The organism is Bacillus infantis NRRL B-14911, from assembly GCF_000473245.1.
In the GTDB taxonomy this organism is placed as follows: Bacteria; Bacillota; Bacilli; order Bacillales; family Cytobacillaceae; genus Bacillus_AB; species Bacillus_AB infantis.
Genome location: NC_022524.1, coordinates 1,559,657 through 1,573,795, shown reverse-complemented (window position 1 = coordinate 1,573,795; position 14,139 = coordinate 1,559,657). Strand labels below are relative to the sequence as shown.

The following is a 14,139-nucleotide window of genomic DNA, read 5'->3' as shown; positions in this document are numbered from 1 at the left end:
AGGGGCTAGCGCCCGGAGCTGGACAAATCGAAAAGCGGAGGGCGCTTGTTCAGCCCCGACAAGCATAAGACGCTCCAGGATAGAAGGCGTTCTTTGCCTTCAATCCTGGAGTGGCTTAAGACTCGAGGGGCTAGCGACCGGAGCTGCAGAAAAGCGGAAAAACCTCGCTCAATAAAGGCACGGACCAAAAGCACCAAGTCCTGCGCAAACAAAAAAGACATCCGCAGATGTCTTTTTTGTTTCCCATCATAATGCATGTTTATCGATCAATAAAACGAGCTCAGCAATCTCCGGCTTGCTCACCTGGGCATCTGCCCCTACCATTTGCCCCTTATGGCGCAGATCATCCGTAATCAGCGAAGAGAATATAATCACAGGCAGCTCCCCGAAGGACTGGCTTGATTTGATCCGCTTTGTTAAATGATGGCCGTCCATCTGCGGCATCTCTATATCCGTTATGACCAGCTGGACTTCTTCTTTGAGATTCTTTCCATCACTTTCCAGCTTCTGGAGATATTCGAGTACATCCCGCCCATTTTCGAAGAATTCCACGTATTGAAAACCTGCTTCCGCCAGGGTATCATGCAGAAGCTTCCGGAGAAGGGGAGAATCTTCGGCAACAATAAGCTTCTTCGTGCTGCGCTCCCTTTCACCAAGCTTTTGCACCATTTGGACATTGATTCCTGATTCAGGGTTGATATCGACGACTATTTTTTCAAAGTCGAGCAATAATACCATGCCGCCATTTATCTTAACGACCCCGATGATCTGGCTTTCAGCTCCCTGGTACAGTTCTGACGGCTTCTCAATTTTATCCCATGATATCCGATGGATCTGGGTAACATTCTGGACATGGAATACAACCTTCTGCTGGTTGAATTCTGCCACGATATATTTATCGGTTTCCGGACTCCCGCCCGCGGCAAGCCCGAGAGCTTCCGCTACATTGATGACTGGAAGCACCTCTCCGCGCAGCTCAATGATTCCCTCTACATTTTTGTGTGAACGCGGAATTTGCACAACAGGAAGAGGATTGATGATTTCCTTCACCTTGATGACATTGATTCCGAATTGATTGCCTCCAACTGTAAACTCGACGATTTCAAGTTCATTTGTGCCGCTTTCCAGCAAAATACCATTATTAGATTCCATTTTAATCTCCTGCCCTCTTCAAAAAAACTGGTCTCATTCTTTATATCGGCAAGAAAACGTCTCAGTTTAGCATTCCGGATATCAACCCTGCTTTACCTCATCTGGCTGCTGGATCTTCGAATGGACAATAAGGCCGATGATAGTAAGAATCATGAGTGATCCAAGAGCCATACGGCTGGCAGTATCTCCCCAGTCCGCGAAAATGAGTGTGATGCTGCCGTATAGGAAAGGGCCGATGATGGAGGAAACCTTCCCGGAAAAAGCAAACAGCCCAAAGAACTGGCCTCTTTTGTCCTCGGGTGTCAGCTCAACAATATAGGTCCTCGTTGTCACCCACATGGCTCCCAGGGAAATGCCAAACATGCTGCCGGCTGCCCAGAACATCGCTTCGTTGACAGCAAAAGTGGCTATGATAAGGGCTGCCAGAAGCAATATGCCGACAAATTTGACAGCCTTGTTCGCTCCCTTTGCTTTCGTGATATACCCGAAAACAAATGAACCGATGATGCTTGATAAGGTGGACACCAGATATAGCAGGATGAATTGGCCGGTGGAAAAGCCAATTATTGCCTTTGCATAGATAGCCATCATGGCAATGGTTGTAGCTATCGCATCATTCAAAAAGAAATAAGCAATCATGAAGGTAAAGACCGGTTTATACAGCTTCATCTCTTTAAAAGTCTGATAGATTTCCCTGTATCCCGACAAAAAAGATTCTTTCTTTAATTTAGCCGCAGGCTTCGGATTATCTTTTACAAAAAAGAATAGCGGCAGGGAAAATACAAGGAATAAAATCCCGGTAGGAATGAAGGCTTCATGAAAATTGTCATCTCCTATAAAAGGATAGACAGTGAGCCCTACTAAAGTACCGATATAGCCGACAGCAACACCAAAGCCGGAAATGAGAGGGATATTCTCCTTGGTCCCTATATCCGTAATCATAGAATCATAGAAAACCAGGCTGGAATGGAAGAAGAACTTGGCTATCACAAAGGAAACCACTACAAGCGCCAGGGACATTGGCAGCCCGAATAGGGTACTGTCCATGCTGCTTCCTGCAAAAACTCCCATCAGGATGATGGCCGCCACGGAAATGAGCGTAAATATGACAATGTATTTCTTCTTTCTTCCGGTCCTATCGATCATGACACCGAACAGCGGTGAAAATAAAACTAAAAAGAAACTTGCTACTGCGTTTGAATAAGAGATAAAAGTGCTGGCAATCTGATCGAGCACTTCGCTCGTTCCGACCACTTCATCCAGATAAAACGGAAAGAAAATAGTAATGATATTGGATGAAAATATCGTATTGGCAAAATCGTATAAAGCCCAGGATATAACAGGAAGTGTGAAATACAGCTTCCATGGGCTTATGCCGCTTCCTGCCTTAGCTGTCTGCTTCTTTTCCAGTGCAGGCATCCTTACAACCCCTTTTTTCTTTTTTCATTTCTCTTTTTCTTTTCCCAGTTTCATTGTATACCTGCTTGACTTGCCGGTAAACAGGCTGCAGAGCCTCTTTCTCTTTTATCCCCCTCTCTCCACCCATCATATATTCAATCTCTTAGTACAAAATACCTTTCTTTTTACAATTAATTTACAAGGAAACGCAACTCATATTAATTTAAGTTTTTCAATAATTATTCAGGACGAATATGGTATAATGACAGGAATTAATTTAAAGGTGGGGAACGATGAGGAGGAAGGAACAAAAAGAACAGACAAAACAGCTTTTATTTGACAGTGCGATCGAATTATTCAAAAAGCAGGGATTTCAAAATACGACCGTTCAGCAAATCAGCAATCATGCAGGGGTTGCCAAGGGGACATTCTTTAATTATTTCACATCCAAAGAAGCGGCGCTGCACGCAATTGGATCACATCAAATAGCTGTGCTGAAGGATTTTAAATCGGAATACGAATCCTGTACAAGCATCGAGGCGGCGTTTATGGCGCTCTTCAGCAAAATGGCAGCCGTCAATGAAGAATATGGCCCGAATCTGCTGCTATCTATTTTTCATATAATGACGGTTCAGAAAGACTTTCAGCATTCTGAGCTCAAAATGACCGGATTTTTCAAGGAGTTCCTGGCCAGCATGATTAAGGAAGGCCAGGAATCCAACGAGTTTTCCAGCTCCATAGATGCGGAGCCCTTTGCGCAGATGATTGTCAACTCTTTCTTCGGAACCCTTTTTCATTGGGTCCATCATTATGAGCAGGAATCACTGGAAGAACTGATGGCCGGCATGGCTGGGCTTTATCTTTTCAGATTGAAGAGCTCACACCATTAGCGAAGGGGCTGATCTCCTTTGGCTATTGGGAGGCTCAGCTGCTTCGGGCATTCAAGAACTGCTCCACCTGCTCTTTATGGTGCAGATCATGTTCAGCAAAATCAATGAAATATTCTCTTGCCGAAAGTTTATTGCCGCCAATGAAGAATTCCTTATCCAGGTCGCTTTCTTCCAGGCCTGCAAGCATTTGAATGATTCTGGCCCTCGTTTCGGCAAACCGGCGGAGAATCTCCTCTTTGGCGGTCCCGCTCAGGGCGTAAGCCTCTGCTTCATCATTGATCTTTTGAAAATCAGGAAAGCCGGGAAGCTTAGCCCCTTCTGCAAAGTACGGAAACCTTTCAGTTAAGGAATATTGATCCCAGAACAGCATATGGCTGACAATAGCAGCCGGCGGCCATTTACCCTCGGCTGTCGGTGCAAGCCATGCCTCATCACCCGCTTCTTCCAGAGAAAGAACCCATTCTGAAATACTTTCATTATGTTCTATCAAATCTTGTTTCTTCACCTGAGATGCACCTCCTCTTACTAGTTAATACATTCATCAGCTTACTCATAAAATCCTTTTTCCCTAAAAAAAAAAAGGCAGCCGCAATTGCTTGCGCCACCTTTTCCCCAGCATTATCATTCTCAATTTCTTACAACAACCGTGCCGGCAATCATATCATGCAGAGCCTGCTTTCTTTCCGTAAAAGCTGCCAAAATATAGCCAATCAGCAAAATTTGCGATAAAAAGGCTTGTGCCATATATCTGCCAAGCGCTCTCCAGAAAGTAATTCTGTTCCCTTGAAGGTCTGTTACTTTCAGGCCGACAAGCTTCTTCCCTAAAGTCGCCTGCCATTTAGATGCGTGCATTCCTGCAAAATATGCTACCGCGATTACAGTGCCGATCAGTAATGTCAGCAGCAGCGCCCCGAAGTAGCGGCTGATAAAGTCTATAGTCTCTGCCTCTGTCATCTCTCCGGATTCCATATAGGCCGGGTCAGTGAATGAGGACATGACTGAATCTGAGGTGCCGAGAAAGACGACAAAGATGATCGTTGTTATAATGCCGATTGGAATTCCCACTATGATGCCGTCAATCAGGTAGGCCCCGAATCTGAGCCAAAAACCCCCATACTCCTTTGGTTCTGAATAATTCTGTTTTTCAAATGCTGCCTCCACCAAAATACCTCCCTTACCATTATCAATTTCATGTTAAAGGTTTCCCTGCCGATATTCAATAGCTGTTTTTTCCTTAAATAAGCCATAATTGGAATATCGAACCACCACCTTTTACCCCGAAGCTAAATATCTGAAACAGCCTGCATGGTTACAATTCATTAAATCTGATAAAATATTGCTATTGAATACCACAGCTGGGCATCATCTTCTCTCCAGCACTTTCTGTAGGAGGTACATATTTTGGAACATTTGATCAATAAAAACGTGCAGCAAATTGAAATATCAGGCATCAGGAGATTCTTTAATATGGTTGCAGGGACGAAGGACATGATTTCCCTCACCATTGGACAGCCTGATTTCCCTACCCCTCTTCATGTCAGGGATGCTGCAATAAAAGCGATTGACAGCGGCTTTACATCCTACACCCATAATGCCGGTGATATTAGGCTGAGAGAAGCGGCTGCCTCTTTTGTCCGGCAAAAATACAAGATGGATTATAATGCTGAAAATGAAGTGATTGTGACAACTGGCGCCAGCGAAGCGATCGACATTGCGTTCCGAACCATTCTTGAGGAAGGAGCCGAAGTGATCCTCCCCGGGCCGGTCTATCCTGGGTACGAGCCGATTATAAGACTGTGCGGTGCCGTGCCGGTACACGCCGATATAAGGGACAGCCGGTTCCGGTTTACTGCAGAAGTTATCCGCAGGCATCTCAGCCCGAAGACCCGCTGCATTGTTTTGCCTTACCCCTCCAATCCGACCGGCGTCAGCCTCACCGATGAAGAATTGGCAGAAATAGCGGACCTTGTAAAAGGCAGGGACATTTTTATACTGGCCGACGAAATATACAGCGAGCTGAACTATGGCAGGCCTCATACATCGATTTCCTCCCTGCTTCGGGAGCAGACGATCGTCATTAACGGACTCTCTAAATCCCACTCCATGACAGGCTGGAGAATCGGCCTGCTGTTTGCGCCGGAAGCCATAGCAAAGCATATCCTCAAGGTCCACCAGTATAATGTTACCTGTGCTTCTTCCATCTCCCAGATGGCCGCCCTGGAGGCTCTGACAGAGGGAATCGATGATGCTGTTCCGATGAGGGAAGAGTATCTGTCAAGAAGGGATTATGTGTACGGCCGCCTGGTAAACATGGGGCTGGACGTTGTCAAACCCGACGGCGCCTTCTACATTTTCGTCAAAATTCCGGAGAAGAATATTACTTCTTTTGATTTTTGCCTGAAGCTTGTAAACGAGGCAGGAGTCGCTTTCGTTCCCGGAAGCTCTTTTTCGGAGTTAGGAGAAGGTTATTTCCGCCTTTCCTTTGCCTATTCGAAGGATACGCTTAAAGAAGGGCTGGATAGGCTTGAAGCCTATCTTGGCAGGCTGGACAGGTAGAATTGGAGAAACCCGCAGTCCTTAGACTGCGGGTTCCTTGCTGCACCATCCTGGCCTTAAGTTTCTTTATTTGTTCCAATGCTTGTACAGGGCCTGTGTTCCGCTGTCTTCTTCCCCTTTTTCAGCAAGCTCCCTGTAGAGCGATTCCGAGAGAGCAAGTCCGGGAGTATCCATGCCCATTTTCCTTGCTTCTTCCAGGGCGATATAAATATCTTTCAGAAAATGCTTTATGTAAAATCCCGGCTCGAAGTTCCCTGCAATCATTCTTGGTGCCAGATTGGACAACGACCAGCTGCCGGCTGCCCCTGCAGAAATGCTTTTCAGCACTGTCTCTGGATCAAGCCCTGCCTTTTCTGCATAGACAATCGCTTCACTGACACCGATCATATTGGATGCAATGGCAATTTGATTGCACATCTTCGTATGCTGGCCCGCTCCAGCCGGTCCCTGGTGGACAATATTGCTTCCAAGCACCTCCAGCAAAGGAAGCAAAGTGTCAAAGTCATCCTTTTCCCCGCCTGCCATGATGGACAGCCTGCCTTCCCGCGCGCCGATATCGCCGCCTGAGACAGGTGCATCAATGGCTCTCAGCCCCTTCTGACGGGCTCTTTCAAAGATTTCTTTGGCTAAAGTCGGAGTAGATGTTGTCATATCAATCAAATATGTATGTTTTTTCCCATGAGCAATCAAGCCTTCTTCCCCAAGAAAAATCTCTTCCACATCCTTCGGGTAGCCGACCATTGTAATGATGATATCAGACGTTTCGGCTATCTTCCGGGGGGATTCTGCCCATTGGGCGCCCAGTTCCAAAAGCTCTTCCGCCTTGGACTTTGTTCTCGTATACACAGCCAGTGAATAGCCTGCCGCAATCAGGTTCTTAGCCATGCTATTCCCCATAACCCCTGTACCAATGAAGCCGATGGCTGTTTTTTCAGGTGACACCATTTTCATTCCCCTCTCTGCTTATATCTGCATTTAGATTGTAGCATATTGGCATAAAATCAGCTTTGCAGAAGCCCTGACACATTCTGTTCTGTTAAATGACAAAAGACCGGGCAATTCCTGCCCGGCCTATCCCCAATTTTATGCGCGTAAAGCTCTTTACCCGCTATATGGGACCGCAAACCCTAAAATTGTGTTGAAAAGTTAGTCAGATATGCTTCCGCAATGACTTTTTGATCATTATACACTTCGACCGATACAGCCTGATCCATGGAGACCATCCTTTCAATATCCGAGGAGAGCAAATCTTGCTTAAGAGGGATTGGTTCCATATAAACCATTTTCTCTTCGCCATTTTCTTCAGCTTCCATATACTCTCCATCATAAACAGATTCTGCGCCGTAAATGATTTCTTTTGTACCGAGCGCCTTTGCAAGCTTTTGGTTATGTATTAATACCTTTACCTTGAACAGCTCTTCCCCGCTTAAGATCTGGCTGTTAAGCTTAAAGCGGAACTGAAGCTCATTCTGGTTCGTCAAATAAGCTTCTGCATGCTTGTTTACAATCGCCTTGTCGTCTGCAGGCATGCAGCCTGGCAAGATGGCCGCAGACAATAGGAAGAGGAGCGGCATCAATAGTTTCATAAACACACCTCCTTGCCATTACCATTTCCTATAGTCTGCTGTCTTAAACGCTAATTTTTAAAAAAGGGAAATTCCGTCATTTCAGACCAATCAAAAAGCCGGGATTCTCTCCCGGCTTTTTCTTTAGATTGATTTAACCATGCCCCCATCCACAAGAAACGAACTTCCTGTCATATAGCTATTTGCATCCGAAGCCAGAAAAACGGCAACTTTTGCAAACTCTTCAGGAGTCCCATAGCGATTGAGCGGGATGGATTTTTCTGATTTCTCCTTCATCTCCTCAGGTGAGACACCCGCTTTTTCCCCATTCACCTGATCCAGATGCTTCACCCTGTCCGTGTCAATTCTCCCCGGAGCCAGTGTATTCACAAGGATGCCGTATGGAGCAAATTCCTGTGCCAAAGTCTTGGAAAGCCCGACTATCCCTGTCCTGAATGTATTGGAAAGCACAAGGCCAGGAATCGGCTCTTTAATGGAGGAAGAGGCAATATTGATGATTTTCCCGCCGTTTTTCTTCAAGTACGGCAGTGCTTCCCTTATATTTCGCACATATGAGAGCAGGTTCAGTTCGAAAGATTGGAACCATTCTTCATCTGAAAGAGTTTCAAAAGAGCCGGAAGGAGGGCCTCCTGCATTATTAACCAGGATATCGATTCCTCCAAAACGTTCAGCTGCAGCTTTCACCATATTCTTTATATCGTTTTCAGAAGTGACGTCTGCACGTATGAACTCTACCTCACCGCCCAGATTCTCAAGCTCTGACTTAACTTCCTTCAGCTTTCCCTCATCCCTGCTTGCCAGCATAACATTCGCGCCTTCTTGCAGAAGCGCCTTTGCGATTGCCTTTCCCAGCCCCTGGCTGGAAGCAGCGACAAGCGCTGTTTTTCCTTTTAGGTTCAATTCCATTAGTCAGCCTCCTGTACATGTAGTTATAGCAATATTATACAGAATATACAGGCAAATTACACAGATTGTGCATCAGGCATCCTGCCGGCACTCTGTCCGGCTCAATGGAGGACCCTGCTTAAAAAGGGGCTTTGTGAAATATACAGTTCATTCCTCTGTTTTTCTTTCAATTGGCGATATCTATCCTGAATAAAAAAGCTGATGATCATGCTAATCATTTTTATCAGCATCCTTCCGTTTCTTATGTTTTAATTATAAAAACCTGGAAACGGATGAGTAACAATCAAGAGGATGGATTTTTCTCATCCTCTGGTCTGAATGCTTTCTCCTCCTATGGCGGAGGTTTATGGACAAAAAAATACCGACTGGCATTGCCAGTCGGTCAGTAAGGGGGGAAAATGAGAATGATCAGCTTACTTACATCTTGCTTAAGTGCTTACTCTGCATATACCCCGTGATTATCCCGTTAAAACCTTTTTTTAAAAAAGTTTTTATTTTTGTGTGGCCTGCTTAACAGCTGCCACTACTTCCTCTGCAGTCCCCATCTGAAGCGCCTTTTCGGCAAGCTCTTTCATTTCTTCCGTTGACAGGCGAAGAATTTGCGAGCGTGCTTTCAGTATGGAAGTGGCACTCATGGAGAACTCGTCCAAACCGAGGCCGAGCAGAAGCGGAATGGCAGTCTCGTCCCCTGCCATCTCACCGCACATGCCAGCCCATTTGCCTTCTTTATGAGCTGCATCGATCACCATTTTTACAAGGCGCAGAATAGCCGGATTATATGGCTGGTATAAATAAGATACCCTTTCATTCATCCTGTCAGCTGCCATTGTATACTGAATCAGATCGTTCGTGCCGATGCTGAAGAAATCAACCTCTTTGGCAAACTGATCGGCAAGGACCGCAGTCGATGGAATTTCGACCATGATGCCAAGCTCAATCTTGTCAGCTGTTTTCACGCCTTCAGATGAAAGCTTTTGCTTTTCCTCTTCAAGGATTGCTTTCCCCTGGCGGAATTCATCCAGAGTGGCGATCATTGGGAACATGATCTTCAGATTGCCGTAAGAGCTCGCTCTAAGCAAGGCTCTCAGCTGCGTACGGAAGATATCCTGTTCTTCGAGGCAAAGGCGGATCGCACGGAAGCCTAGGAAAGGATTCATTTCCTTCGGCAGGTTCAGGTAAGGAAGCTCTTTATCCCCGCCGATATCCAGTGTACGGACAACAACAGGCTTTCCTTCCATCCCTTCAAGGACAGCTTTATAGGCTTCAAACTGCTCTTCCTCTGTCGGAAGCTGGTCCCTGCCCATATAAAGGAATTCTGTACGGTAGAGGCCTACAGCCTCACCGCCATTATTGATGACTCCTTTAAGGTCCTTAGGCGTTCCGATATTGGCTGCCAGTTCTACATGATGTCCGTCGGCAGAAACCGTCTTTTCGTTGACAAGCTTTGCCCATTCAGCTTTCTGAGCTTCAAAGGCAGCGTTTTGCTCTTTGTAGCTTTCAATCGCCTCAGGTGTAGGATTTACATGAACCTGGCCGGTAAGACCATCAACAATCACCATATCGCCATTCTGGATTTCCTCTGTAGCTGTCTTAGTGCCGACAACCGCAGGTATTTCCATTGAACGGGCCATGATGGCTGAATGGGACGTCCTTCCGCCGATATCAGTTGTAAACCCTTTAACAAACTGCCTGTTCAACTGCGCAGTATCAGATGGCGTCAAGTCTTCTGCAATGATGATCACTTCTTCGGCAATCATGCTAGGGTTGACGACCTGGACTCCAAGCAAATGGGAAAGCACACGCTTGGTGACATCGCGGATGTCTGCTGCGCGTTCCTTCATATACTCATTGTCCATTTGTTCGAACATGCTGACGAACATATCAGCTGTTTCCTTCAATGCCTGTTCAGCATTCACTTTTTCTGTCTTGATCTTGTCTTCGATGGGTGATATTAATTCCGGATCGCTGAGTACCAGGAGATGTGCATCAAAGATGGCCGCTTTATCTGCGCCCAGGTCTTTTTCCGCTTTCTCCCTGATGGCCTCAAGCTCTGATTTGGAAGTGGCCAAAGCCTGCTGAAAGCGGCCGACTTCATTGTCTGCATCCTCAACCGTCTTTTTGCTGAAAGACAGATCAGGTTCTACCAAACGGTATGCTTTAGCAATCGCAATGCCGCTTGAAGCTGCAATTCCCTGTAGAAAGCTCATTATTCAGCAAGTCCTTCTTTTGTTAGAGTGTCTTCAAGTGCTTTTACAGCCTCAGCTTCGTCGTTTCCTTCAGCAATGATTTTAATATCAGCGCCCTGGCCGACACCAAGAGACATAACACCCATGATTGACTTTAGGTTAACCTTTTTTTCTTTATATTCTAAATGCACATCAGAATCGAATTTGCTTGCAGTTTGAACCAATAATGTAGCTGGACGAGCATGGATTCCAGTTTCAGCCGTTACTTTGAATTGTTTTTCAACCATTGAGATCAGTCTCCTTTAGAATTAATTAATAATTATAGCAAGATGTATATGAGTTTGTTGCCTACTAACTTAATCTAACCGATTTATGCCAAAACGACTAAGCAGTTGCCGGAAACGCCCATAAAAGCCGCATCCCGTTCTAAATGGAACAGGCCAAAAGCGCCAGTACATATTGCAGTTATTTATCTACGCAATAGTATTTTTTCCATCTATGGTTTATTCATGTATGAAATTAAGTATAGTTTAGTCGCCTTTTTTTCAAGTCATCAGACAACCAACATCTCAAAAAAAAGAATAGCATTTCCTCCCGTCTTAGACAACGTTAATGCCTTATTTTTTAAGGATTTGCAGGTATTTTTTTTATGAAACGCTTTCATTTGCCATTGTTTTCTTTTCTTTACCCAAAAAGAGGATATTATAACTTACTCTCAGCTTATTAATGGCAGCCTCATATTCATATAGGGTGTTCCCTGTCCCATGGGACTGCAGCTTAGCGATTTCTTTTACGCATCTTGCAAGCAGTTCGGCTGCCTGCTTCAAATCCTTCGCCCTGAATTCAGTCCGGTCTTCGACCAGCTGCTCCAGTATTGAATCTGCAAGATCCACGATCCTGTTCAGACGTTCTTGTTTTGTTAATTCCATTCCGCCGCCTCCTCCGTGCTTTTTAGATTTATATGCCGGAGGCTTCTTTAGATGTTAGGATTTACGTCCTTTCAGCTGCTTTTTTTGGAAAATGCCAAGAAACCTCGCTGAAGATAGTTCCCCTTCCTTAACAAGATGCAAATGGATCCGCTTCAGATCTTTTTTCAATAAGGCAATCTCTTTTAGAAAAGCAGCAGCTTCAGCGGCATCAGCCAGCTTTTCTCCGTATCTTACTTTTTCATATATGCTGCTGGTAATGGGGTCAACATGCAGGCCGATCCTGTTCATCCACTCCGGAAAGCTTTCGGACTGCCTTCTGCCGAGCTGCAGTTTATCACTGTATGATTCGAGCTGGTATATCTCCCTCCTGACAGGGTCTAAAGGCGCCTCTGTCCGTTTTTTTCCGCGGTCCATGCCTCCATTACTGCCAGGCTCCCGCTCGACAGTGATATATGATTTCTCTTTATCCTGCATCGCATTTCCGGAAGTTTTCTTTCTTTTTTTATATAGATAGTACATGATAAAAATAAGACTGGCTGCAGCAGCTGCTGCCAGCACCATTTCAAATCCCTGGCCCTGTTCTTCCATTAAAGGCTGTTCCCTGCTCTCACCCAGCTGCTGATCCTGGCTTTCAGGCTCTTCATTTAAAGAAACGCTCCAGTCGCGTTTTTCGGCCCATTGGAAAAATGGGGATGCAGCTGCGCCAAAAAGATAAGCAACGCCCCTCATCATAGAAAAGAACAGCCCGGTGACAGCGGGAATAGCAGCAACAGCCGCCGCTCCAATTGCAAAAACCCCCAGCATGGCAAGTACAAAATCACGAATCAGAAGCCCTTTGTTTTTTCGGGAAGTTCCGGAGGCAGCCAATCTTGAAAAAAATCCTGCTACAATAATAAAGGCTTCCTGCAGGACGACCATCCAAACCAACTTGCCAATCCATGTGCGATCCAGGAAAACAGCCGCCAGGATAACGGCAAAGCCCCCCGCGAAAACCAGCAGGAAGAGATTGCTGTCAGAACTTCCTTCAGGGTCTTTATAGGCAGCTTCTGTCCTCCAGAATACAAGTACCCCGAAACATAGCAGTGCGAACCAGGAGAAGCCCAGAAGGGTTCCAGCAATGAATATAAAAGGCAGTACAGCGGCAAAAAACAGCAGGCTCCCTCTGCTGCCGCCGGCATTCAGCAGGAAGAAATACAGCACGGCTGATGATGCCAGGAGAGAAAACGAATATAACACCGGCAGCATGTCGCCTGAGGGCATAAACACTGGGCAGAGCAGCATGCTTGCAAGAGCAGCCTCCGAAATGAGCGTCATATAGGGATGCCATGTGATTCCGGGCAATTAAATCACCTCTTTATGAATGGGTTTCGGAAACGGCTTTATCCAGGCTTTTTGCTCCAGCAGCTGCATTTCGAGCACTGTAAAACCTTTCTGTTCCAATTCTTTAAAATACTTATCTCCAGCCTGCGGCTTTAAGCCTCCATGGATAATATAAGGCTGCAGGGCAAAATGCCTTGTATAATGGGCAGCCATCTTGTCATATGGATACAGGACAGAATGATAGCCTGCAACCGCAAAGCTTTCCAGCACCTTCTGGAGATGCGCCTTTCCGGTCCCGGCGGGAATATATTGAAAAGGGACGGGTCCTGCTGTCCGGATATTCATGCAAACCGCAAAGGGAATCCCTTCTTTTACAGCTGTGTATGCAAGCTCGGCCGAACAGCTCAGAAGCTCCTCAAGCCTCGGAGTAATGGAGTATCCTTCGGAAAGATTCAAAGAAAGCAGCAGGCCTTTTTCAGAAACATTTTCATATACCTTGGTCTGGATGCTCCGGCTCCTTGCCGTTGCTTTCCAATGAATTTGATTGAAGCTGTCGGTGGGCACGTAATTCCTCGTGCCGGCAGGAGACAAAACATCCTGAAATAGTGTATGCCTGGCAGCCTCATTTCCTGGTTTTGCTGATACAAACTGTTCTTTGTTTTCTACAGGCAGCCTTTTCGGATAGATGAGCGCTTCCTGAGCCATCATTGTCCTGTATTCCAGCACTGTCTCGCCAAAACCGAAGAAATGGGGAATCCGAAGCTCCATGCTGCGGATTTTCGCAAGCCCCCTCCTGCCGGCTGAAAATGGAATCCGGACTGAATATTCCCCTTTTCTTGGAAGAGTGAATGGGATGGATAGCTCGTACTTTGAAAATCTCGGCTGCTGAACCCCTTTCAAGGGGATTACAATATCATCGAAATAGACGTAGAGCCGTGCATTCAAAATGGGAAGTCCGTTATTTACAAAATCCAGCTCCCATTCATGATGCTCTTCAATAAACATCCGTTTCCTGACAGCTTTATTTTCAAATTCGACTCCTTCCCCCATTTTCTTCAAATAATAATTATTGGCAAGGAGGACACAAAAAAACAAACTGGACATCAGGAACAAAATTGCCGAGGTCAGATAAAGGCTAAGCAAAACCAGCAGCAGGGCAAGTGCAGACATAATCTGCAAGGACCTGTTTTCGACCGTATACTTTTTCCACTCCATT

The 14,139-nt window shown here is 45.8% G+C and carries 14 protein-coding genes; 2 read left to right on the top strand and 12 right to left on the bottom strand.

Translation table 11 applies throughout. The annotated features are described in order from the left end of the window. Positions 1 to 246: 246 nt before the first annotated feature. Complete coding sequence (locus N288_RS08000; RefSeq protein ID WP_009794301.1) at positions 247 to 1,152, bottom strand: chemotaxis protein; 906 nt, start codon at positions 1,150 to 1,152, stop codon at positions 247 to 249. Between the two features lie 81 nt (positions 1,153 to 1,233). After that, on the bottom strand, positions 1,234 to 2,571 hold the full coding sequence (locus N288_RS07995; protein WP_009794300.1) for an MFS transporter: 1,338 nt from the start codon (positions 2,569 to 2,571) through the stop codon (positions 1,234 to 1,236). Between the two features lie 272 nt (positions 2,572 to 2,843). Between N288_RS07995 and N288_RS24260 the strand changes: the two genes are divergently transcribed. Continuing rightward, complete coding sequence (locus N288_RS24260) at positions 2,844 to 3,440, top strand: TetR/AcrR family transcriptional regulator (protein ID WP_009794298.1); 597 nt, start codon at positions 2,844 to 2,846, stop codon at positions 3,438 to 3,440. 34 nt (positions 3,441 to 3,474) lie between these two features. Here the strand turns inward: N288_RS24260 and N288_RS07985 are convergent, their stop codons facing one another. After that, positions 3,475 to 3,945, bottom strand: coding sequence for a DinB family protein (locus N288_RS07985; protein ID WP_009794297.1), 471 nt, complete (start codon positions 3,943 to 3,945; stop codon positions 3,475 to 3,477). A gap of 122 nt (positions 3,946 to 4,067) precedes the next feature. Continuing rightward, positions 4,068 to 4,601 (bottom strand): RDD family protein, encoded by a 534-nt coding sequence (locus N288_RS07980; protein WP_022543656.1) that lies wholly within the window; start codon positions 4,599 to 4,601, stop codon positions 4,068 to 4,070. Positions 4,602 to 4,841: 240 nt separating this feature from the next. Between N288_RS07980 and N288_RS07975 the strand changes: the two genes are divergently transcribed. Continuing rightward, the gene (locus N288_RS07975) at positions 4,842 to 5,996 is read left to right on the top strand and encodes an aminotransferase A (protein ID WP_009794295.1); all 1,155 of its coding nucleotides are present in this window, start codon (positions 4,842 to 4,844) and stop codon (positions 5,994 to 5,996) included. Positions 5,997 to 6,062: 66 nt separating this feature from the next. Here N288_RS07975 and N288_RS07970 read toward each other — a convergent pair whose 3' ends face one another. From N288_RS07970 to N288_RS07935, 8 genes are all read right to left on the bottom strand, one after another. Next, positions 6,063 to 6,941, bottom strand: coding sequence for an NAD(P)-dependent oxidoreductase (locus N288_RS07970; protein ID WP_022543655.1), 879 nt, complete (start codon positions 6,939 to 6,941; stop codon positions 6,063 to 6,065). Positions 6,942 to 7,123: 182 nt separating this feature from the next. Beyond that, entirely contained in the window at positions 7,124 to 7,582 is a 459-nt protein-coding gene (locus N288_RS07965) for a hypothetical protein (RefSeq protein ID WP_022543654.1), read from the bottom strand. Positions 7,583 to 7,705: 123 nt separating this feature from the next. Further along, positions 7,706 to 8,488: an SDR family oxidoreductase gene (locus N288_RS07960; protein ID WP_009794292.1), complete on the bottom strand. Its 783-nt coding sequence runs from the start codon at positions 8,486 to 8,488 to the stop codon at positions 7,706 to 7,708. A gap of 491 nt (positions 8,489 to 8,979) precedes the next feature. Next, positions 8,980 to 10,695, bottom strand: a complete 1,716-nt coding sequence (ptsP, locus tag N288_RS07955) for a phosphoenolpyruvate--protein phosphotransferase (protein WP_009794290.1) — start codon at positions 10,693 to 10,695, stop codon at positions 8,980 to 8,982. Next, complete coding sequence (locus N288_RS07950) at positions 10,695 to 10,961, bottom strand: phosphocarrier protein HPr (RefSeq protein ID WP_009794289.1); 267 nt, start codon at positions 10,959 to 10,961, stop codon at positions 10,695 to 10,697. Before N288_RS07950 ends, ptsP begins: the two co-directional genes overlap by 1 nt. A 360-nt stretch (positions 10,962 to 11,321) precedes the next feature. After that, positions 11,322 to 11,603: a hypothetical protein gene (locus N288_RS07945; protein ID WP_009794287.1), complete on the bottom strand. Its 282-nt coding sequence runs from the start codon at positions 11,601 to 11,603 to the stop codon at positions 11,322 to 11,324. A gap of 54 nt (positions 11,604 to 11,657) precedes the next feature. Next, positions 11,658 to 12,944: a hypothetical protein gene (locus N288_RS07940; RefSeq protein WP_009794286.1), complete on the bottom strand. Its 1,287-nt coding sequence runs from the start codon at positions 12,942 to 12,944 to the stop codon at positions 11,658 to 11,660. Then, positions 12,945 to 14,138 (bottom strand): DUF58 domain-containing protein, encoded by a 1,194-nt coding sequence (locus tag N288_RS07935; protein ID WP_009794285.1) that lies wholly within the window; start codon positions 14,136 to 14,138, stop codon positions 12,945 to 12,947. Between the last annotated feature and the right edge of the window lies 1 nt (position 14,139).